Annotated in this window: 18 protein-coding genes; 8 read left to right on the top strand and 10 right to left on the bottom strand. The window is 35.6% G+C overall.

Annotated features, from left to right (window positions below; translation table 11 throughout):
• Nucleotides 1-14 precede the first annotated feature (14 nt).
• The 4 genes from BUR19_RS16315 to BUR19_RS16300 are packed head-to-tail and all read right to left on the bottom strand — an operon-like array spanning nucleotide 15 to nucleotide 3,397.
• Nucleotides 15-707, bottom strand: coding sequence for a DsbA family oxidoreductase (locus BUR19_RS16315; protein ID WP_074236548.1), 693 nt, complete (start codon nucleotides 705-707; stop codon nucleotides 15-17).
• A 10-nt stretch (nucleotides 708-717) separates the two neighbouring features.
• Nucleotides 718-1,737, bottom strand: a complete 1,020-nt coding sequence (murB, locus tag BUR19_RS16310; RefSeq protein WP_074236547.1) for a UDP-N-acetylmuramate dehydrogenase — start codon at nucleotides 1,735-1,737, stop codon at nucleotides 718-720.
• Complete coding sequence (locus BUR19_RS16305) at nucleotides 1,737-2,180, bottom strand: hypothetical protein (protein ID WP_139297397.1); 444 nt, start codon at nucleotides 2,178-2,180, stop codon at nucleotides 1,737-1,739. The genes murB and BUR19_RS16305 overlap by 1 nt, the downstream gene beginning before the upstream one ends.
• 14 nt (nucleotides 2,181-2,194) lie before the next feature.
• Entirely contained in the window at nucleotides 2,195-3,397 is a 1,203-nt protein-coding gene (locus tag BUR19_RS16300) for a pyridoxal phosphate-dependent aminotransferase (RefSeq protein ID WP_074236545.1), read from the bottom strand.
• Between the two features lie 227 nt (nucleotides 3,398-3,624).
• Between BUR19_RS16300 and BUR19_RS16295 the strand changes: the two genes are divergently transcribed.
• The 4 genes from BUR19_RS16295 to BUR19_RS16280 all read left to right on the top strand — a co-directional run bounded on the left by BUR19_RS16295 (nucleotide 3,625) and on the right by BUR19_RS16280 (nucleotide 5,661).
• Entirely contained in the window at nucleotides 3,625-4,080 is a 456-nt protein-coding gene (locus BUR19_RS16295) for a DUF1801 domain-containing protein (protein ID WP_074236544.1), read from the top strand.
• Nucleotides 4,058-4,702 (top strand): YiiX/YebB-like N1pC/P60 family cysteine hydrolase, encoded by a 645-nt coding sequence (locus BUR19_RS16290; RefSeq protein ID WP_083600809.1) that lies wholly within the window; start codon nucleotides 4,058-4,060, stop codon nucleotides 4,700-4,702. Before BUR19_RS16295 ends, BUR19_RS16290 begins: the two co-directional genes overlap by 23 nt.
• A gap of 194 nt (nucleotides 4,703-4,896) precedes the next feature.
• A complete protein-coding gene (locus BUR19_RS16285; RefSeq protein ID WP_074236543.1) occupies nucleotides 4,897-5,328 on the top strand; it encodes a DUF4395 domain-containing protein in 432 nt (143 codons plus the stop codon).
• Nucleotides 5,329-5,352: 24 nt separating this feature from the next.
• Nucleotides 5,353-5,661, top strand: a complete 309-nt coding sequence (locus BUR19_RS16280) for an NIL domain-containing protein (protein ID WP_074236542.1) — start codon at nucleotides 5,353-5,355, stop codon at nucleotides 5,659-5,661.
• Nucleotides 5,662-5,723: 62 nt separating this feature from the next.
• On the opposite strand, the gene murA is transcribed toward BUR19_RS16280, so the two are convergent.
• From murA to BUR19_RS16260, 4 genes are all read right to left on the bottom strand, one after another.
• Complete coding sequence (gene murA / locus BUR19_RS16275; protein WP_074236541.1) at nucleotides 5,724-7,031, bottom strand: UDP-N-acetylglucosamine 1-carboxyvinyltransferase; 1,308 nt, start codon at nucleotides 7,029-7,031, stop codon at nucleotides 5,724-5,726.
• Nucleotides 7,032-7,694, bottom strand: a complete 663-nt coding sequence (locus tag BUR19_RS16270) for a DUF4290 domain-containing protein (protein WP_074236540.1) — start codon at nucleotides 7,692-7,694, stop codon at nucleotides 7,032-7,034. It abuts the gene before it with no gap.
• Nucleotides 7,695-7,895: 201 nt separating this feature from the next.
• Nucleotides 7,896-8,321 (bottom strand): thiol-disulfide oxidoreductase DCC family protein, encoded by a 426-nt coding sequence (locus BUR19_RS16265; protein WP_074236539.1) that lies wholly within the window; start codon nucleotides 8,319-8,321, stop codon nucleotides 7,896-7,898.
• Nucleotides 8,318-8,776 (bottom strand): heme-binding domain-containing protein, encoded by a 459-nt coding sequence (locus BUR19_RS16260; protein WP_074236538.1) that lies wholly within the window; start codon nucleotides 8,774-8,776, stop codon nucleotides 8,318-8,320. The genes BUR19_RS16265 and BUR19_RS16260 overlap by 4 nt, the downstream gene beginning before the upstream one ends.
• 373 nt (nucleotides 8,777-9,149) lie before the next feature.
• Between BUR19_RS16260 and der the strand changes: the two genes are divergently transcribed.
• Complete coding sequence (gene der, locus BUR19_RS16250) at nucleotides 9,150-10,457, top strand: ribosome biogenesis GTPase Der (RefSeq protein WP_074236536.1); 1,308 nt, start codon at nucleotides 9,150-9,152, stop codon at nucleotides 10,455-10,457.
• Between the two features lie 81 nt (nucleotides 10,458-10,538).
• The gene (upp, locus tag BUR19_RS16245; RefSeq protein ID WP_074236535.1) at nucleotides 10,539-11,189 is read left to right on the top strand and encodes a uracil phosphoribosyltransferase; all 651 of its coding nucleotides are present in this window, start codon (nucleotides 10,539-10,541) and stop codon (nucleotides 11,187-11,189) included.
• A gap of 65 nt (nucleotides 11,190-11,254) precedes the next feature.
• On the opposite strand, the gene BUR19_RS16240 is transcribed toward upp, so the two are convergent.
• A complete protein-coding gene (locus BUR19_RS16240; RefSeq protein WP_074236534.1) occupies nucleotides 11,255-11,911 on the bottom strand; it encodes a ComF family protein in 657 nt (218 codons plus the stop codon).
• Between the two features lie 100 nt (nucleotides 11,912-12,011).
• Complete coding sequence (glgP, locus tag BUR19_RS16235; RefSeq protein ID WP_074236533.1) at nucleotides 12,012-13,664, bottom strand: alpha-glucan family phosphorylase; 1,653 nt, start codon at nucleotides 13,662-13,664, stop codon at nucleotides 12,012-12,014.
• 285 nt (nucleotides 13,665-13,949) lie between these two features.
• On the opposite strand from glgP, the gene BUR19_RS16230 reads away from it, so the two are divergent.
• Together BUR19_RS16230 and BUR19_RS16225 are read left to right on the top strand one after the other, a co-directional pair.
• Complete coding sequence (locus BUR19_RS16230) at nucleotides 13,950-14,729, top strand: hypothetical protein (protein ID WP_074236532.1); 780 nt, start codon at nucleotides 13,950-13,952, stop codon at nucleotides 14,727-14,729.
• 227 nt (nucleotides 14,730-14,956) lie between these two features.
• Nucleotides 14,957-20,767, top strand: a complete 5,811-nt coding sequence (locus BUR19_RS16225) for an InlB B-repeat-containing protein (RefSeq protein WP_175565926.1) — start codon at nucleotides 14,957-14,959, stop codon at nucleotides 20,765-20,767.
• Nucleotides 20,768-21,408 lie beyond the last annotated feature (641 nt).

The raw sequence follows: 21,408 nt of genomic DNA, 5'->3' as shown, positions 1-21,408 counted from the left end.
TTTTATTGAATTTTTTAACAATTCCCGTCAACATCGCAGGAGTCGCCTTCACTGATAATGTTGATTTTAGAATCAGATTCAGAAAAGCTTTTTTCCAAAACTTCCGAGAACAGATGCGTTGGCTGAGCTCCGGAAATCGCATACTTTCTGTCAAAAACAAAGAACGGAACACTGTTGATTCCAAGTGCTGCGGCTTCTTCAATATCATTATTTACCAATTCGGTTAATTCTGGAGATTGAACAGCATTTTGAATTTCATTTTTTGTAAAACCTAATTTTTCTCCGATTTCTGAAAGGACTTCAACATCATCTATGTTCTTTCCAAGAATAAAATAAGCTTCGAACAGAAGCTCTTCCATTTCGTTAGCTTTTCCCTTTTCTTTAGCCAACTGAACCAATATTTGACTTTTGAAAGAATTAGAAACTTTTACTTTATCAAAATTAAAATCAATGCCAGCTTTTTTTCCTATCTGGATAAGATTTTCGTGCATTTTGATTGTCTCTTGTAACGAGTGGCCTTTGATATCAGACAAATATTCATAATGATTTCTGCTAAGGTCAGTTTTCATTTTCGAGTCCAATTGAAACGAATGCCAATTGACTTCGATTTTATCATTTTGAGTGAAATTCTGAAGTGCTTTTTCAAAATTTTTCTTTCCAATAAAACAAAACGGACAACGTGTGTCGCTCCAAATATCTACTTTCATTTTTTTAATTTTAAATTATATTGACTTCTCGTTCCAATTCAATTCCGAATTTTTCTTTTACTGAATCAATAATCATCGTCGAGAAATCAAAAATCTCTTTTCCGGTTGCATTTCCAGTGGCGTTAATGATGACCAAAGCCTGCAATTGGTTGGATGCTACATTGCCGATTTGTTTGCCTTTCCAGCCAGCTTGCTCTATCAACCAACCAGCGGGAACTTTAACAAAATCACCATTCGGATAGCCTGGGATATTTTCAAATTGTTGTTTTAAAGCCTCAAATTGTGAAAGCGAAATTGTTGGGTTTTTAAAAAAACTTCCTGCGTTTCCAATCACTTTTGGGTCTGGCAATTTGCTTTGTCTAATGTTGATGACAGCTTTCGAAACATCCTGAATGGTTGGATTAATAATTCCTAATTTTTCCAATTCTGACTGAATTGCGCCATATTCGACATCGATTTTATGATTGTGTCTTGTTAATATGAAAGTCACCTCCAAGATCACATATTGACCTTTTCCTTCCTGCTTGAAAATCGAATCTCTGTAACCAAATTTACACTGATCTGAGTTCAAAGTTTCAATCTCAAAGTTATCCAGATTCAGAACTTTGCAACTTCCGAAAACATCTTTTATTTCTGTTCCGTAAGCACCAATATTCTGCATTGGAGAAGTTCCGACGTTTCCAGGAATTAATGATAAATTTTCTAATCCTCCATAATTTTTCTCCAAACAAAACATCACAAACTGATGCCAGTTTTCACCCGCTTTAGCTGTAACAAGAATTTGATTGTCGTCGATAATTTCTTCGCTGATTCCCTTCAGATTTAACCGAATAGCTAATCCTTCAAAATCTTTCGTAAACAAAATATTGCTCCCACCACCAAGGAAAAGCAGTGGGAGAGTTTTTGCGTTTGAGAGTTTGAGCGTTTCTATAAGTTCTTCTACCGAATTGACTTCTGCAAAATATCTGGCTGAAACATCGACTCCGAAAGTATTGAAAGACTTTAAGGAAACGTTTTCTTGGATTGACATTAATATTTTTTAAGAAGATTATCCAGATTATTTTTAAGCTTCTCAATTTGCTTATAACCTTCGGAATTTTCAGGAACATTAATCAATTCGTATTCTTTTTCAGTAGTTGTTATTCGGAAAATATGGTCTGGTCCGTCATAATATCCACGTGCTTTTCCACTTTGTGTTTTTTCCAAAAGAGAAATATTAATATCAGAAACTATTTTGTCCCAATCTTTCTTATCGATTTTTTTCTTGAAAACCGGATAATCTTCAAACCTTCCGCCAGTTTTATTGGATTCCAAAGAATCTTTCGTCGCGTTGATGAAAGTTCTGCCGCCTCTTCCAGCAGTATGTGTGTAAGAAACTGATGTGATAGTTGTATTCTGAGCTGCAGTTTTACAATTCAATAAGAAAAGTGAAAGCGCTGAAAGTATAAAGCCAATTTTAATTATTTTCATCATTTCGAAATTTAATTTTAAGCAAATTCTGTATTGTATTTTTCAATCGCATCTTTCAAAATCTCAACACTTCTTCTAAGGTCATTTTGATTTAAAACGTACGCAATTCTTACTTGTTTTTTTCCTAATTCCGGGTTGCTGTAAAAACCGCCCATTGGCGCAACCATTACTGTCTCGTTGTTATTAGAATAACTTTCCAAAAGCCATTGTGCAAATTTTTCTGTATCATCTACAGGCAATTCTACGCCACAATAGAATGCGCCTTTTGGTTTTGGACAGATTACTCCAGGAATCTCATTCAATAAGCTTACCAAAAGGTCTCTTCTTTCGGTATATTCTTCTCTAACTTTAGCAATATATTCTGCATCGTTCTTGTGAGCAGCCGTTGCAGCGATTTGTCCTAAAAGAACTGGACTTAATCTAGCCTGAGCAAAAAGAATTGCAGCATCGTGGATTTTTTTGGAACGGGTAATCAAACATCCGATTCTTGCACCACACATTGAATATCTCTTTGATTCTGAATCGATAACGATAACATTGTCTGCAACTTCCGGAAATTCGAACATTGAGATTTGCTTTTCTCCGTCGTAAACATATTCTCTATAAACTTCATCAGAAATAATAACAATATCGTGTTTTTTTGCGATCTCTGCCAGTTTTTGAAGTTCTTCTCTTGAATAAAGGTAACCTGTCGGATTTCCAGGATTACAAACGACGATAGCTCTGGTTTTATTGGTGATTTTTTTCTCAAATTCTTCAATTGAAGGCAACGCAAATCCAGTATCAATGGTTGATGGAACTGCTACTACATTAATGTTGAATGTTCCAGCAAATCCATTATAATTAGCATAATAAGGTTCTGGAATAATGATTTCGTCGCCGTCATCACAAAGTGTAGAAATAGCAAAATTCAAAGCTTCAGAACCTCCGTTGGTAACGATGAAATTATCTGTTGTAAGGTCATTGAATCCTAATGAATGGTAATAATCTCTAAGCGCAATTCTGTAATCCAGATTACCTTCTGAAAGTGCATACTCCAAAACTTTTAAGTCGATGTTTTTTACAGCATCCAAAGCCGTTTGCGGCGTTTCAATGTCTGGCTGACCAATATTCAGGTGATAAACTTTGATTCCTTTTTGTTTTGCAGCAGTGGCAAACGGGACTAATTTTCTAACAGGTGATGCAGGCATATGCTGCGCTCTTTGCGATATTTTCGGCATTATAATTTAACTTTGAAGTACAAAAATAAGCTTTAAATTTTCAATAAAAAAAATAGTATTTTTGATTTAAAATAATTGGATTTTGTTTAATCGTATAGGTGCTAAATTTTTTAAAATATTGTGTTTTTAAGTCGCCAATTTGTCAATCTGAAAACTTTGTGACTTAATAATAATTCGATTTTAATTTATATTTGTGACTTTGCAATAAAACTTAAAAAAATAATCATATGCAGATTTTTGTTGACACTGTAGAAGAATATATTTCCCAAATACCTGAAGAACGAAGAGAAGCTTTCAGAAAGTTATTAGAAACTGTTGATCGTAATCTTCCAAAAGGTTTCCAGCAGACAATGCAATACGGGATGGTCACTTGGGTTGTGCCTATGGAAACTTATCCAGCGGGCTATCATTGCGCAAAAAATACGCCTTTGCCATTCATAAGTGTAGCTTCGCAAAAGAATTTTATCGCTTTTTACAATATGGGAGTTTACGCAGACCAAAAGATTTTAGATTGGTTTGTGAATGAGTTTCCAAATCATTCTAAAAAGAAATTAGATATGGGAAAATCTTGCATTAGATTCAAAAAAGTGGAGGATATTACTTATGATTTGTTGGGTGAGCTTTGCCAGAAAATATCTGTGGACGAATGGATTGCGATGTATGAAAAGAATTATAAAAAGTAATTCAGTTTACCTTATTTTTGCGCTGTTTTTTTTAACAAGCTGCAAAACTTACAACACTTCTATTTTGGAAAACGGTGATTTGCTTTTCGTTCCTGCTGTAGAATCCGGATTGTCGGGTGCGATTAATAATGTCACGCAAACAGAGAAGAAAACGTCCTACGACCACATCGGAATTGTGAAAAAAGAAGACCATCATCTTTACGTGCTTCACGCTGCACCGAAAGGCGGTTCTCAGAAGCAGAAACTCAATCATTTCTTAAAAGAACAAACCAAATCGGGACAAAAAATTGATGTTTACAGATTAAAATCAGAATTTCATTCATCGATTCCCAATTCGATTTCCAAAGCTGAAACTTTGGTTGGAAAGCCCTATAACTTCAATTACATTTTGGATGAACACTCGTATTACTGCTCTGATTTTGTAGAACGTGCTTTTCGTGAAAATCAGATTTTCAAATTAGAGCCGATGACTTTTATCGATCCAAAAACTGGAAAAACCAATGTATTTTGGGAAAAATTCTATCAAGATAAAAATCTTAAAGTCCCTGAAGGTGAACCTGGATGCAATCCCAATGGTTTGGCTGCTTCTGAAAAACTGACGAAAGTAGGACAGTTAGAATAATTTTTTTAAAAATAATTCATACTAATTTGGTGGGAATTAAATAATTTATATATTTGCACTGTAATTAAGAAATAATGAAACAGATTTTCTCACAGATGATGATGTGTAATACGAACTGAAGAGTGCGGTGAGAAGGCTATGACATAAAGCTTCATCTTACCGATGGAGCTTTTTTTATTTTAAAAATTTCAAATATGGATCAAACGAAAAAATATTATACAGACGAAAATACCGTAAGACTAACCGCATTTTTTGTGATTGTCGTGGTTTCTGTATCCCTGTTTTTTGAGTGGCCGTATTTATTATTGCTCTTAGTTTTTGATTTTATTATTAGGGCTTCTGGCTTATTATTTTCGCCTTTAGCCCTTTTTTCAAAATCGATTTTAAAAATATCAGGATTGAAACCAAAACCGATTTTTGCAGCTCCGAAAAGGTTTGCTGCGACATTGGGATCAATCTTTACGCTGACAATTGTTGTATTGATGCTGACCGGATTTTATAATGTTGCTTTAGGATTTGGATTAATGTTGATTCTTCTGGCGGCTTTGGAAAGTTTTTTAAAAATCTGTGTCGGCTGTTACATCTTCCAGGTCATTGTTGTTCCAATCCAAAATAAACTTAAATAATTCACCAAATACCAAAATATTACTATGATTTACAAACAAGAAACTACAGGCAAAACTTTTTTTCCGAAATCGACGAAACAAATAATCCTTGAAATAGAACTGAACGGGAAAATCAGATTTGACATTCTACTTTACACGATTTACAATCATTACAATGTGAGTTACAAAATCGTAAATGCTAACATCGAATATCTGAATGGAAGCAATTTCGGAAATGTGAAACTGCTTTTGAACATTAGTCAAGACCAAATCGAAAAGATAGAAAACTATCTGAGAGAATATAAATTGCTGAGCAGCAGAATAGACGTTCTACAAAAAAAGGAAGCTTCTTAATGAGCTTCCTTTAATTTTTATATCATAAATTTAGATTCTAATTTCTAAAACGAAAGTTCTAACTAGATTCTTCTAATATCGGCACCAATCGCTCTTAGTCTTTCATCGATATTCTCATAACCACGGTCGATTTGTTCGATATTTTGAATTACTGATTTTCCTTCCGCAGAAAGTGCTGCAATCAATAAGGCATTTCCAGCTCTGATGTCTGGCGAAACCATTGTAGTTCCGCGTAAAGGTGTTTCTTGGTTCATCCCGATAACTGTTGCTCTATGCGGGTCACAAAGGATGATTTGTGCGCCCATATCGATTAATTTATCAACGAAGAATAATCTGCTTTCGAACATTTTCTGATGAATCAAAACTGAACCTTTTGCCTGAGTTGCCACTACCAAAATAATGGATAACAAATCTGGCGTGAATCCTGGCCAAGGCGCATCTGAAACGGTTAAGATAGAACCATCGATGAATTTCTGTACTTTATAATTTTCCTGAGAAGGGATATAGATATCATCTCCTCTCTGCTCCAATTCGATTCCTAATTTTCTGAAAGTATTTGGAATAACACCTAACTGATTCCAGTTCACGTTTTTGATGGTAATTTCAGATTTTGTCATTGCTGCCAATCCAATCCAAGAACCAATTTCCACCATATCCGGAAGCATTGTATGTTCTGTTCCGTGTAGTTTGTCAACTCCTTCGATAGTAATTAGGTTAGAACCAATTCCTGTGATGTTGGCGCCCATTCTGTTCAGCATTTTACACAATTGCTGAAGATAAGGTTCACAAGCAGCGTTGTAGATTCTGGTTTTTCCTTTTGCCAAAACAGCTGCCATCACGATATTGGCCGTTCCGGTTACAGAAGCTTCTTCCAACAGGATGAATTTCCCAGTCAATTCTTTGGCTCTCAAAGAGTAGAATGCTTCCTCTTCATCATAAGAAAATTCAGCACCCAATTCTACAAAACCTTGGAAGTGTGTATCCAAACGTCTTCTTCCGATTTTGTCACCACCTGGCGTTGGCAAATAAGCTTCACCGAATCTCGCCAACATTGGACCCAAAATCATCACGGAACCTCTTAGCTTAGCACCGTCTTTTTTGAATTCCTTAGATTTAATATAATCGAAGTTAACTTCATCTGCTTTGAAGGTGTAATCGCCTTTACCGTTTTTAGTTACTTTGACGTTGAAGTCCTGAAGGATCTCAATCAACTTATTCACATCCTTGATGTCAGGGATATTATCAATTCTTACCTCATCCTCAGTCAGCAAAACTGCACAAAGAATCTGCAAAGCTTCATTCTTTGCACCTTGAGGCGTGATTTCTCCGCTCAATCTCTTTCCTCCTCTTATTTCGAAAGCACCGTCCATTTATCTTCTTTTATTTTTATGATTTTGGAAATTATTTTTCCTATTATTGTTGTTATAGTTTTGATTTCTGTTGTTGTTTCTATTATTATTGTTGTTATTGTTCCTGTTGGTTGCATAATAGATTTTACTTTTGTCCAGAGAATCCAAACCTGTAAGGTCTAGTCTGTTTTTAGAAAGTTCTTTCAGATGGCGGAAAATCACATCATCCTGCACGTGTTCTTTGTTATACACATTGTAGGACTTTTTCATGTTGTTGGCAATAACCTGAATCAGGGCATCTTTCTCATCACCTTCTTCCAGAGCAATTGCAGTTTCTATGAGCTGAAGAATACTTTTTCCGTAGAATTTATAATCATTTTCCAAAGATGGATAATCCATTTTCCTTGGTTTTGTGATAAGTTCTTCTGCGGTTAATATTGGATAAGGAGAATCTACATCCAGATTATGATCTGCCAAAATGAAGAGGTGATCCCAAAGTTTATGTTTGTAGTTTTCTTCGTCGCGAAGGTGTGGGTTTCTTTGTCCCATAAACTCGATAATTGCAAGCGCCATTTCATTTCTTTCTTCTTTGGTCTGCAGCGTTTTGCAATGCTCTACGAGCTGTTGTATGTTGCGCCCATATTCGGGCATTAGTAGTTGTGTTCTGTCGGTATTATATTCCATAATATTGCAAATATAAACAATAAACTTATAATCTATTGAGAAGATATTTCTCCGAATTTTAACAACTGCAGATTTATAAGAAAATCAGCGCTTTAAACTTCAACAATTGTAAGCTATAACTCTTGCAAATAGAATCATAATCTGAGCCAATTTTTTTACAAACTAACTTTAAAGAAATGCCATCTCTTTTGATGGCTTTTCTTATGTTTCTATAAATTTTTTTCGCTGTTCAGCATTGGGTAAAAAACATTGGTTTTCGGCTAACTTTTTTCTGTTTCGGGAAACCAAATTATAAAATTGATTTCCGATAAAATCTGGCAGGATCTTCCCAATATTTGCCAAAGAATAAACGCCGCCCAATTCACTCGCAATTCTTAAAATCGCCTGATATTTGGACAAATAAAAACTCTCAGGTTTCCAAAGATAAAGCGTGTCAAAAACTTTGTTCGGAAGATTTCTCTCATTCAAAAATTTTTGTCCAAATTCAGATTGCAACGATGAAAACAAAAACTTATCATTTTTGTCCCGTTCCAAAATCCATTGCACCCAATGATTGCAAAATCCACATTCACCATCATAAAAAACAATGAATTTATCTTTCAAATTAACTGAGATATCTGTCGTCATAATGGGTTGGTTTCCGTTTCTTTCTGTATTTTTCTAAAATATTGGGCGAGTTCTTTTCTTTGCCTGTCAGTCAATTTGGCATTAGAATGACCAAGCAGATAACTTTCCAGAGGCATTTTGCTTTGCTCCACATACTCAGCCGCTTCTTCCATTTTGTGCGCTTGCCGCTTTGGTTCGTACGTTGCAAAAGTAGAAAAATTAAGTCCTTTTCTACCTTCTTCTATATGATTTTTCAACAGCCACGCAACAGGCTGGATGTTACTGTAAAAAGGATATTTCGTTTCATTGGAATGACAATCGTAACAAGAATTTTCGATGATTTTTGCAATCGGATCAGGCGTGTTTTTGATTTTCAGAAAATCCATTCCTTGATTAGTCGTAGGATTCGTCTTGTCAATCGGAAAAAACTGAATGATAACAAATATCATCAGCAAAACAATTAATACTTTTTTCATAGTTCAGATTTTAAGATACAATTGCAAAAAGCTTTCCAATTTTTCATCTTGTTTTAGGAGCTTAATCCCGCTATCCGCTATATCTTTTTCTTTTTTTGCAAAAAAGAAAAAGGATGCCGCTACTATCGGGGCTAGTTGGCAATTCGACCCTTACGATTCACAAACAGCCATCAACTATCAACCAAAAAACGTATATTTGCAAAAATTTTGGGCTTCGAAAGTCGAAGTAACCCATTCTTAATCAGAATTTAAAAACTCGGAGATTGAGAGATTTGAAAAATTGTAAGTAGAAATTAAAATAGGATCCTACCATCATTTTCTGAATCTCAACATTCTTTAATCTCCTAATTTTTAAAGAAAAAGAAACAAATTTATGTCAAACATTGTCGCTATCGTTGGGCGCCCCAACGTAGGAAAATCCACATTATTTAACCGATTATTAGAAAGAAGAGAAGCTATTGTAGATTCTACTGCAGGCGTTACACGTGACCGTCATTACGGAAAATCCGATTGGAACGGCGTAGACTTCACTGTAATCGATACAGGAGGTTATGATGTAGGAACAGAGGATGTCTTCGAGATGGAGATTCGTAAACAGGTTCAGCTGGCTGTGGACGAAGCTACGTCTATCATTTTTATGGTAAATGTGGAAGAAGGTCTTACCGATACAGACCAAGAAATCTATGAACTTTTAAGAAAAGCCAACAAACCGCTTTATTTGGTTGTGAACAAAGTAGACTCTTCAAAAGAAGAATTACCTGCAACCGAGTTTTATCAATTAGGCGTTGAAAAATATTATACTTTATCTTCTGCAACAGGCTCCGGAACTGGAGAATTGCTGGATGATGTTGTGAACGATTTCCCGACAACAGATTACAAAGATCCATTCGAAGGGTTGCCAAAAATCACCATCGCAGGTCGTCCAAACGTTGGAAAATCAACTTTGACTAATGCTTTACTTGATGTAGAAAGAAATATTGTGACAGATATTGCTGGAACGACTAGAGATAGTATCCAGACTTTGTATAACAAGTTCGGACACGAGTTTGTGTTGGTAGATACTGCTGGAATGAGAAGAAAATCTAAGGTGAACGAGGATTTGGAATTCTATTCCGTAATGCGTTCAATCCGTTCTATCGAGTTTTCCGATGTTGTCATCATTATGGTAGATGCAACTTTGGGCTGGGAATCTCAGGATATGAACATTTTCGGTCTGGCTCAAAAAAACAGAAAAGGAATCGTGATTGTTGTGAACAAATGGGATTTGGTTGAGAAAGACACCAACACAACTCGTGATTTTGAAGCAGCTATCAAACATAAAATCGGACAGTTTACAGACATTCCAATCTTATTTGTTTCAGCTTTAACGAAGCAGAGAATTTTGAAAGCTGTTGAGGTTGCAATGGAGGTTTATAATAATAGAGCTAAGAAAATCAAAACTTCAAAACTGAATGAAGTGATGCTTCCTGTTTTTGAAGCGATGCCGCCACCAGCTATCAAAGGAAAATATGTGAAAATCAAATATTGTGTGCAGCTGCCAACGCCATCGCCGCAATTTGTATTCTTCTGTAATCTTCCGCAATATGTGAAAGAACCGTACAAGCGTTTCACGGAAAATCAATTGAGAAAACACTTTGGCTTTACAGGTGTTCCAATCGAAATTTACTTTAGACAAAAATAAAAATTCAACCCTTTCAGAATTTATTCTGAGAGGGTTTTTATTGCATTAATTTCTTAAATTTAAAATACTAATACAGCATAAATGTTAACAATATTATCAAATCAATTCTCTCTTGTCAATTCTTGGATTAATGATCTTAGAAACGTTGAAGTACAGCAAGACCGAATGAAATTCCGTAGAAATATGGAAAGAATCGGAGAAATTGCGGCTTTTGAAATCAGTAAAACATTAGACCAAAAAGAAATTGAGATTACAACACCTCTTGATAAAATCACGGTAAAAGAAATCGAAACACAGCCTGTAATCACAACGATTTTGAGAGCTGGAGTTCCTTTGTTTCAAGGAATTCTTAATTATTTTGATAAAGCGGATTGTGGATTTGTTGCTGCTTATAGAAAGCATGATGCAAACGATTATTTTTCTATCAAACAAGATTATTTGACTTGTCCGAAATTAGATGGACGCCCGTTAATCGTTGCTGATCCGATGTTGGCGACTGGCGCTTCTTTGATTGAGGCAATCAAAGATTTGTTGACCAACGGAAAACCAACCTCTATTCATATTGTTGCAGCAATCGCAAGTAGACAAGGAGTTGAAACGATCGAAAAAGCTTATCCTGATGCGAAAATCTGGATTGGTGCCTTGGATGAAAATTTAACTTCAAAAGGTTATATCACGCCAGGTTTGGGCGATGCAGGCGATTTGTCTTACGGAGAAAAACTTCAAAGGTAATTATGAGTTATTGGCTATGAATTATGAATGATTTGAAAAACGCATAAATTATAATTCATAACTAATCAAACGTCCATCGCCATTACCAAAATACTGATTTTTACATTTTTGGAATTATTGAGAATTTCCCACGCGATATTCGACATTGTATTTCCGGTTGTGTAAACGTCATCAATCAAAAGAATATGCTTATCATTGATATTTTGTGTCAATTGATAAGCATTTTTTGTTTTCAGTCTTTCATTTTGATTTTTCTTTGCCTGAGCTCGGGAGTGTTTGATTCTTTTTAATAAAGTATGACTAACAGGAATATTATAATGCTTTGATAACTCATTCCCGAAAAGATGAAGCTGATTATAACCACGTTGTTTTAATTTCTTATAATGGAGCGGAACTGTTACGAGCAAATCAGGTTTGCTATTACTGAAATCAATTCTCTCAGTAATCCATTTAGCTAAGACTTTTCCGATTTTTTCTCTGTGATTATATTTAAGTTGATGAATGATTCTCTGGGCCAGACTTTCTTTTTCATAATACAACAGCGAGTAGGCATTTTCAACAGGAATCTGTAATGCTGCTTTATCCATCAAAGAATTATTCCCAAAGTAATTATGATTGGAAAAATTGACTTTATCCTGACATAGTTCACAAACGATTTTCCTTTTGTCAATCAGTTGATTGCAATCCAAACATCGGTTGGGAAACAAAAAATCGAAGATCATAGTTAATAAGTTTCTGAAAACTAAATTAAAAATTTTCTTCAAATAAAAACCCCTTCAAAGTTTTAAACTCTGAAGGGGTTGGAAATTAAGATTTATATACTTAATAAAGTAATTTGTAATATTCATCTGCCATTCTATCACTTCCGAATTGAATTTTCACATCATCCATAGCGTTATGAACGATTTTTCTCCATTGGTCTGGCTTCTCGTAGTATGTTGGGATAATCTCATTTTCCAAAACATCATAAAGATTATTAAGGTCAAAATTATCTTGTTCTACAACTGGCCAGTTATCGTAATCTGCTTTTGGAACCACGAAAGAGTTCTCGCCGTGTTTTGCAAATTCTGGGATCCATCCGTCGTCTGTAGAAAGGTTGACAGAACCGTTCATAGATGCTGTCATTCCACTGGTTCCGGATGCTTCTCTTGGAACTCTTGGGTTGTTCAACCAAATGTCAGAACCTTGTTTCAAAGCCTTACTCAAAGCTAACTCATAACCTGTAAGAACGGCCATGTTTTTATGGTTTTTGCTTTCCTCAACCAAATTGTTGAACGTAGAAATTGCGCCATAGTCCATTGGATAAGGTTTTCCTGCCCAGATGATTTGAACCGGATGCTCTTTGTTCTCCAACATTCTTCTGAAACGTTCTTTGTCAGCTAATAAAAGGTCTGCTCTTTTATAACCTGCAAAACGTCTTGCCCAAACGATGGTCAAAACTTTGGTATCAAACATATTGCCTGTCTGATCTGCTACAATTCTGAATGCTCTTTTCTTAAGATAAGCTTTTCTGATGTCAAACTCTGCAGCGTCATTATTTTCTTTGTGCTTATAAAGCGCTTTGTCGCCCCAATAACCGAACTCCTGAGCATTGGTAATAGACTTGATTTCACAAATTCCGTCATATTTGTTCCACATATCTCTGGAAACTACGCCGTGTAATTGAGAAACGCCATTCGCAATTCTTGACATTCTCAAAGCACAAAGCGAGTGGTTGAATCTGTCATCCTGTACACCTTCGATTCTTTTAACTTCATCGATGGTTAAACCACAGAAATAAGACATATCGTGGCAAAGGTGGATATTGTGTTTTTCATTTCCAGCTTCTTCTGGTGTGTGGGTTGTGAAAACTAATTTTTCTTTCACTTTAGCCAGATTGCCACCATATTTTCTTAAAAGATAGAATGCTGCTGGCAAGCCGTGCGCCTCATTCAGGTGATAAACTTCTCTGTGGAAATTCATCTCATCCAATAATTTTGCACCACCTTTTCCTAGAAGGATATATTGTGCAACCTTGGTAGATTCGTTGGCGTCGTATAATTTGTGGCAAATAGTCTTAGATAAATGATCGTTTTCCGGCACGTCTGTACTCAAGAAAAACATAGGACAAGTTTTGAATGTCTCCGGAGCCAGATACCAAACTTTTACCCAAACCGGAGCGTTATGAATCTCGATTTGGAATTTGATGCCCGTATCTTCAAGGAAGCTGTACATTTTTTTTGTCCAGATTGGATTCAGGGTTTGATCCATATTTCTGCTTTGGTCATAATAACCATATTTCCAAAGAATCCCGATTCCAACAAAATCTTGTTTCAGATTGTAGGCACTCTTCATATGAGATCCTGCAAGGAAACCTAGTCCGCCGCTGTAGATCTTCAGGGCCTGATCTATGGCAAACTCCATAGAGAAATAAGCCGTTTTTTTGGAATAATCTGGATTGATGCTGTAAGGCATCTTAAAGTTTTTAAAATCCATTAGTGTAGTAAATTTTTTTTAAGGTCGTCTATATGCCTGCAAATATAATAATTAGTTTTTTGTACCATAGATTATACACTTACAATGTTCAAAAAATCAAAGTTGGAATGGTGCTATTGGGCTTCCATTGCTTGTTTGTGAAGCTTTAAAAGAAATTTTAAATAGCTCAATCTTGAATCTTATGTCTTAAATCTTGTTTCTTTTTTGTTAAATTTAATTCATATAAGTGTTTTGTAATCAATAATTTATTAAATTTAAAAAGGTTTAATTTCTAATAATACGAAGATGATTTATTGTGAAGACCTTAATAGAAATCTGGAGATTTGCGTTGCTTCCAACGGTGACAAGTCAGACAATTTAGTCAAATGGTATAACTCCATCAGCAACGCCAAACTGCACGAACGCGAGGAATATCAGAAAAAAACAGAATTGCTGTTACTAGATACACTCTTCCAGCATTATCCTGAAATGGAAATCGAAAACCTGACAGGCGAGAGTCCGGATTTTATCATCAATTATAAAGGAAAGCAGATTGGGATAGAAGTTTCGGAGATTATTAACCATTTTGAGCTTAAAAAAAAGGAGAGTTATATTAATCACATCTTTCGCACCGTAGAAAAGCTTTTGGCAGAATATAAGAGTCTTTATGGCATTTATCATCTTAATATAGATTATATACAGGAAGATTTTTACCAGCAACCTGAGCAATTGATTAAAGAAATCTCGTCTGCGATTACAAATAACAAAAAAACCAAATTCGTAAAACATATCAGAAGAACGCCCCACCAGAAAGGCGTTCTTTTGTTTTTGGAGTATCAGTTATCTCTGTTTGATGAGCTGCATTCTGACAAAATATTGGAAGTCATCGAAAAGAAGAATACCAAATATCCTCTATACAACAGCAAGGCGAAAGAATGCTGGCTGGTGCTGGTTTCTAATATGCACAACATCGCTTCCCGATACAGCTACATCCACGCCAAAGAAGAATTGGAAAAAGTAAAAAGCCCTTTTACAAAAATTCTGCATCTGGAAAATCTTTATAGCCAGATGATGGTAATCAAGTAGTTTTCTGGTAATTACTCGGTTGAGTTGTTTAATCCAAAATCTAAGCAGTTGTAAACTAAAAGTTAAGTGTTTGTAAAATTTTGGAAAATGGAATTTTAACAAATAAGCTTTATCCACAAAATTGATGCGATTTTGACAGTATTTTTACATTTATATTAACATTTTAAAACTCAGGTGTTTGTTTTAGTTATGCGGTTATATTTGCTTGCTTAATGAAAACAAATGCTATGGATCAAAATTTATTCTCTCTGAGAACATATTTTCTCTGGAAGTCTATCAAGGCTTTTTTACTTTTCTTTTTACTTTTAATTGGAGGGAAAGCTATCGCTCAATATTCTGGAACTGGGACGTTTACCAAAGTTACTGCTGCTGCAGGTTTTACTGATGGCTATTATGTTGTAGCTTATGGTACAACTCAGGCAATGAATAATACTCATAACGGGACATTTTTTGCGAATACATCTATATCTCCAACTTCAGGAACCACAATTACTAATCCTTCTAAGGCAATTGTTTGGAAAATAGAAACTAACGGAACAGGAAAGTCTATATATAATGAAGATGCCAATGTTTTTGCATCTTATACAGGTAGTAGTAATAATGTTCAAGCTGTATCTACTGCAACTACTAATAATCAAAGATGGAGTTTTACTTATTCTGGTGGAACATTCAGTGTTCAGAATCTCGGAGTTAGCGGTAGATCCTTACAATACAATACAAGTGCTCCTAGATTTGCTTGTTATACAGGCAGTCAGCAAGATATTACTTTATATAAGTTAACGGTTACTGCTACTCCAACTCTTACACTTACGCCCACTTCTATAACAGGGTTAAACTATTCTCAAGGTTCAGGTCCTTCAGCAGCACAATCCTATAATTTAAAAGGTACTAATTTAACAGCAGGGGTTACCGTGACTGCACCTACAAATTTTGAAGTTTCAAAAACAGCAACAGGTACTTACGCAGGTACTATCTCTTATACGGCTGCAGAAGGGAATGTTTCTGCAGGGCAAACAGTATATGTCAGATTACAAAGTGGATTAACTGCCGCGACTTATGGAGGTGCAACAACTTATGTATCCAATGCTAGTACAGGGGCAACTACAGGAAATGTTTCTGTTGCTGGTGCAGTTACTGCGCCTGTTACTTATACGCTTACTTATAATGGTAATGATAATACTAGTGATGCAAGTACCATTCCTGCAAACGATAACTTTACAGGAGGACAAAGTCCGGGAATTGTATTAGCTAATCCTACAACGCTTGCCAAGAATGGTTATACGCTTGCAAGCTGGTACAGTATTCCGAATGGTGTTAGTGGAGGTGTCATCAATACACCGGGTTCTAGTTATGGACCTGCACCGATGCCAAGTAGTAATATTACGATATATGCCCGCTGGAAATTTAATGTTGCTTACAATAATAATGGCGGGTTGGGAACAATTTCTAGCCAGGATGGTTACTATAACGGAATTACGGGCGTTAAATCGGGTACACTTGTTCTAAATAATGGTTCAGCTTTTACAAGAGCAGGATATACTTTTGGTGGTTGGAAAACCACGGCAGCAGGGACTGTAGCAGACTATACTGCAGGAGCTACTTATACTCACTCAGCTTCTAGTGCGACAATAACCTTGTATGCTCATTGGATAAAAAATCCACCTAAATTTACAGTAACGCCAACTTCTTTATCTGGTTTCAACTATGTGGAAAGCAACGGTCCTTCTACTGCACAATCTTTTGTATTGAATGGTAGCGATTTGGAAAATACAGACACCGATCCTGTAGAATTGGTAACGATAGATGACCGATTTGAAATTGCAGAAAGTGCAACAGGACCTTATAGTCATGCAATAGCACTTCCAGCTAGTTATATTGGCGCTTCTAAAACATTCTATGTCCGTTTGAAAGCAGGTTTAATAGCTAATGCTAATTATACAGATACAGTTCTTGTAAGTGGAGGAAGTGCTATTGAAGCAAATTATGCTGAGGTCGCATTGTCAGGAAGTGTAGCGGCTTGTCTAGCACCTACCACACAATCAGCAGTCGCGTCATTCACTTCGGTTACATCATCAGGAATGACTGTTAATTTAACCGCAGGTAACGGTATTGGTAGAGTAGTGGTGATTAATACAATTAATAACTTTACAAATCCGGTTAGTTCTAATGTTCTACCTTTAGCTAATACAGTTTACGGAGGTGGAGAGCAAGTTATTTATTCCGGAACAGGGAATAATGTGGCAATAATTGGTTTAGCACCATCTACAACATATTATGTCAGAGTTTATGAATATAATATCTGTTCAAGTAATTATATATACAATACAACTACAATTACTAATAATCCGAGAACAGTAACTACACCTTGTCAGGTTCCTGTAACTCCTAATGGTGAGATTACGCCTTTGGAAAATCCGGTTTGTAGTACTGCGGTTCTTATTTATGAAATAGGAACTCAAGACGAAGCCAATATGACGGCAGGTGCTACTTTTTATTGGCAGACTGCAGCTACAGGAACATCTACAGCTAATCCGGTTGTTTTTGCTGATGGTTCTACAGCGTCTGAGCCTTATTCTGTTACAGTCTCAGGTAATTATTATGTACGTGCTTATAATGGTTTTTGCTGGAGCACGGGTTCTTATGTAACACAAGAGCCAATTTCTATATTATCAGCGCCAACTATCACTACCCAGCCAACCAACCAAAGTATAATAACTGGAGCTAATGCAAGCTTTTCAGTAGCAGCTTCTGGATCTGCACCCTTCACTTACCAATGGCAAGAAAGTCCTACAGGCGCGGCTGGGACTTGGATAAATGTAGGAACAAGTAGCAATACATTGACACTTACAAATGTGCCATTGTCTAAAAATGGATATAAGTATCACGTCATTGTAAGTAATGACTGTGGTAGCAAAACTTCTAATGTTGCAACGCTTTCGGTGATTACTGGACCTTGCTTTGAAGAAACTTTTAATGCAATTACAGCAGGTAATAATACAAGTACAAGTGGATCAAGTTCTGCATGGTCAGGAAATACCAATTTTCCAACGACTTCTACTGTTTATCAAGCAGGCGGCGCAATTAGAATTGGAACGACAACTAGCGGAACAATTACTTCAAGAAATTTAACAGAAGTGAGTGGTAATATTACTGTTGAACTAGATGTAAAAGGATGGACTACTGTTGAAGGCAGTTTTAATATTGCAGTAAATGGTGTTACAAAAAATGTAATTTACAATAATAAAATGGCAGATGGTTTTGAAACTGTTACTGCTGAATTTGAAAATGTACCAACTGGTTCTCAATTAACAATTTCAACAACAAGAAGAGGATTCTTAGATGCAGTAAGAGTATATTGTGCTAGTAGTTGTATTCCGGCAACAATCATAGCATTCCCAATAAGTGGACCTGCCAATACAATCGTAACAATTACCGGAACTGATTTCACTGCTGCTTCAACAGTTAAGTTTGGGTCTGCAAATGCAGTTCTGCAATATATTAGTGCTACACAAATCAAAGCAACTGTTCCTGTAACAGCAGACGGAGATATTGTAGTTGATACGGCTTTAGATTGTGATTCCGAGACTGCTTTTACATTAATCAAAGAAGATGCTTCAGGTTGTGAAGCGTTAATAGGATCAGGTTCTGGTACTATTGCAACAGATCTTATTATATATGAAGTGTATGACGAAAATGGCGGATCAGGAGGAACTGTTTCTATTTATAATGGAACTAATGATACTGTTAATTTAGCTGATTATAGCTTCTACAGAGCTAATGATTATGGTGTAGATTATGGAAGTTATGGAACATTATCAGGGAGTCTTTCAGCAGGTGGATTAGCTGTAATTGGAGTAAGTGGATCGGCTTGTGGATATGCACCAACAGGCAATGGAAGTATCACAGGCGGTTTTAATGCAAATGATGGTTTACAGCTAAGAAAAGGTTCTGTTGTGGTTGATGATTTCAAAGCACCTAATTATGTAGGTTATTATTTGAAAAGAAAAAATGCATTCTTATCTCCTAAAGCAACTTTTGTAGAATCAGAATGGACTATCAAAGTTGTAGAAACGGGACAGTGTTTGGCTAATGTGGCATCTGAGCCTCCTGTGGTTAGAACGCCTCCGGTAATTACAGCTCAACCTTCATACGTAGTAAATTGTGATATAGTGAACGCATCTTTAGCGCTTACAGCAACAGAAGGCTATGTGGGAGGTAATGTATTGGCTTATCAATGGTATGAGTTGAAAAATACAGGTGCTTGGACAGCAGTTGTAGATGGTGGTGTTTATTCGGGTGCAACTACTCAGACTTTAACGATAAGTGATGTTAATGGTCTTAATAATTATCAATTTTATTGTCAGGTAAGGGAAAATACGCAGACTTGTTACACAGCAACACAAGCAACTCAAATCAAAGAAGCTGCAAATACCTGGGCAAGCAATGTTTGGAGTAATGGAACTCCGGTTTTAGGAAGTAAGGTGATTATCGCAGGAAGTTATAATACTCAAACAAATGGAGCTTTAGATGTTTGTGATTTGACAGTCAATGCAGGAGGAACTTTGAGAGTAAGACCAAATTTCCCGGTTAATGTTAAGAAAAAAATTACAAATAATGGATCTGCAGCTAATTTCATCATAGAAAGTGATGCTAATTTGATTCAGACTGATAACGTAACCAATGAAGGCGATATCCAGGTTCAGAGAAGTGTAACAGATATGAACAACAATGCTGCTGTTGCAATTGATTATGTTTATTGGAGTTCACCAGTTAGTGGGCAGACTATTAAAGGAACAAATGGCTTCTCTCCGAACACTCCGGCAAACGGTTATTTACAATATAACGAGTCGAATGATAAGTTTACAATAACCAACGATGCAACATTCCAGACAGGAAAAGGTTATGCAATCCGTGCAGAAGCTGGAACTGATGGCTATAACAAAACATACAATTTCAATGGAATTCCGAATAACGGAAATCTCCAATATCAAAACCTGAAATGGACAGATGCTAATCACGGATTCAATTTGGTTGGAAATCCTTATCCATCTAATATTGATTTTGATTTATTTTACCAATTGAACTCTGCTAAAATCTATTCTACGGTTTGGTTTTGGACCAATAACAGTTATACGCCTGGACAAGTTGGATCCGGATATAATGGTAACAATTATGCAATTTATAATGGAACAGGAGGTTCTCCGGCAACTTATAATCCAGAAAATCCTTACAATGGATCTATTGTGCCGAATGGAAAAATCAAAGTTGGTCAGGCGTTCATTATTCAGGCAAAAGCAGGAGGTAGAGATCAGCCGTTAGATTTTAGTAATAATATCAGAGTGACGGATAATGGTAATTTCTACCAAAAATCAACTCCAAAAAATAGATTCTGGCTCACGATGACTTCGCCTTCTAATTTGGTTAATACAATTCTTGTAGGTTATATCGAAGGAGCAACCGATAATTATGAAACCGATTTTGATGGGGAATTATTAGCTGTAGGTTCAGATTCATTTTATTCTATATTAGGTGCAAGAAAATTAGCTATTCAAGGTAAGGTTAATAGCTTCTCAACTGACGATTTTATTACTTTAGGAAATGTATTTGCAGTCAATGGAACTTACAAAATTAAACTTCAAACTCCGGAAGGTATTTTTGAAACTAATCAAAAAGTTTACTTAAGAGATAAAGTGCTGAATCAATATTTTGATTTAAGTAGCAATGAAATTTATACTTTTACAGCAACTAAAGGAACTAATAATAACCGTTTCGAAATTGTATATAAAGAAGGTACATTAGCTGTGGCTGATGACAAAAAATCTGAGTTCCAGGTTTACAGAAACGGAGAAAGTTTTGTAGTTCAATCTTCGGAAAAACTTGGAAATGTAGAATTATACGATGCTGGAGGAAAATTGATTCGTCACCTATATTCAAAAGAAAAGAATATTGTTATCGAGGCTAATACTTTACCCCACGGAGTATATATAATAAAAGCAGAAAATTCTGGAAGTTTAAGAACAAAAAAAGTGATTAAGTAAAATTCAAGAACAATTAATCTAATAATAGATTTTAATTACAATATTATAGAAGAGCCAGGAAACATACTTTCAGGCTCTTCTATTTTTCTTTAATTTTATAATAAGGTGTAATTATTCCAAGCTTTTTCCTACTCGAAATTTTAAAACCGCTTATTTGTTCCTTTTTTTTTCAATCAGAAATAATGTTTCAGACTAAAGTAGTCATTACATTAAAATTAAACTTACTACAAATCAGCTTAATAAGGATATAATGTTTAAATAACTGGGTTAATATTTGCGAGATGAGATAAGAAGCTCTACTTTTGCCACCGCTTTGAGAGATAAGCAGCGCAGGAGTTACAGGTTAATAATTAGTAAGTATTTAATGGTTTAAAAATTATTAAATATAAAATAAGAAAAGGCTTGTAGGATTAAAAAGATTGCTTATCTTTGCAATCCGAAATCGAGAGATCTCGGAGCGCAGGAGAGGAGTGAAAAACATATTAAAAACGGATTTGTGGTTAATTAAAAAAAAACTTCAAAAAAGTTTTGGTAGTTTAGGAAAAACTTTTTACTTTTGCACTCGCAAATCAGGGACAAGATGACAGATTAAGATTCCTGATGAAGCGAAAAGAACAAAGTTCATTGACATAACATATAAC

The organism is Epilithonimonas zeae (assembly GCF_900141765.1).
Taxonomy (GTDB): Bacteria; Bacteroidota; Bacteroidia; order Flavobacteriales; family Weeksellaceae; genus Epilithonimonas; species Epilithonimonas zeae.
Note: the sequence above shows the minus strand (reverse complement) of the source record. Positions and strands in the feature narration are given on the sequence as shown.

Excerpts from the sequence above, each read along its gene's own strand:
- BUR19_RS16315 (WP_074236548.1), bottom strand. The coding sequence starts at position 707 with ATGAAAGTAGATATTTGGAGCGACACACGTTGTCCGTTTTGTTTTATT.
- murB (WP_074236547.1), bottom strand. The coding sequence starts at position 1,737 with ATGTCAATCCAAGAAAACGTTTCCTTAAAGTCTTTCAATACTTTCGGA.
- BUR19_RS16305 (WP_139297397.1), bottom strand. The coding sequence starts at position 2,180 with ATGATGAAAATAATTAAAATTGGCTTTATACTTTCAGCGCTTTCACTT.
- BUR19_RS16300 (WP_074236545.1), bottom strand. The coding sequence starts at position 3,397 with ATGCCGAAAATATCGCAAAGAGCGCAGCATATGCCTGCATCACCTGTT.
- BUR19_RS16295 (WP_074236544.1), top strand. The coding sequence starts at position 3,625 with ATGCAGATTTTTGTTGACACTGTAGAAGAATATATTTCCCAAATACCT.
- BUR19_RS16290 (WP_083600809.1), top strand. The coding sequence starts at position 4,058 with ATGAAAAGAATTATAAAAAGTAATTCAGTTTACCTTATTTTTGCGCTG.
- BUR19_RS16285 (WP_074236543.1), top strand. The coding sequence starts at position 4,897 with ATGGATCAAACGAAAAAATATTATACAGACGAAAATACCGTAAGACTA.
- BUR19_RS16280 (WP_074236542.1), top strand. The coding sequence starts at position 5,353 with ATGATTTACAAACAAGAAACTACAGGCAAAACTTTTTTTCCGAAATCG.
- murA (WP_074236541.1), bottom strand. The coding sequence starts at position 7,031 with ATGGACGGTGCTTTCGAAATAAGAGGAGGAAAGAGATTGAGCGGAGAA.
- BUR19_RS16270 (WP_074236540.1), bottom strand. The coding sequence starts at position 7,694 with ATGGAATATAATACCGACAGAACACAACTACTAATGCCCGAATATGGG.
- BUR19_RS16265 (WP_074236539.1), bottom strand. The coding sequence starts at position 8,321 with ATGACGACAGATATCTCAGTTAATTTGAAAGATAAATTCATTGTTTTT.
- BUR19_RS16260 (WP_074236538.1), bottom strand. The coding sequence starts at position 8,776 with ATGAAAAAAGTATTAATTGTTTTGCTGATGATATTTGTTATCATTCAG.
- der (WP_074236536.1), top strand. The coding sequence starts at position 9,150 with ATGTCAAACATTGTCGCTATCGTTGGGCGCCCCAACGTAGGAAAATCC.
- upp (WP_074236535.1), top strand. The coding sequence starts at position 10,539 with ATGTTAACAATATTATCAAATCAATTCTCTCTTGTCAATTCTTGGATT.
- BUR19_RS16240 (WP_074236534.1), bottom strand. The coding sequence starts at position 11,911 with ATGATCTTCGATTTTTTGTTTCCCAACCGATGTTTGGATTGCAATCAA.
- glgP (WP_074236533.1), bottom strand. The coding sequence starts at position 13,664 with ATGGATTTTAAAAACTTTAAGATGCCTTACAGCATCAATCCAGATTAT.
- BUR19_RS16230 (WP_074236532.1), top strand. The coding sequence starts at position 13,950 with ATGATTTATTGTGAAGACCTTAATAGAAATCTGGAGATTTGCGTTGCT.
- BUR19_RS16225 (WP_175565926.1), top strand. The coding sequence starts at position 14,957 with ATGGATCAAAATTTATTCTCTCTGAGAACATATTTTCTCTGGAAGTCT.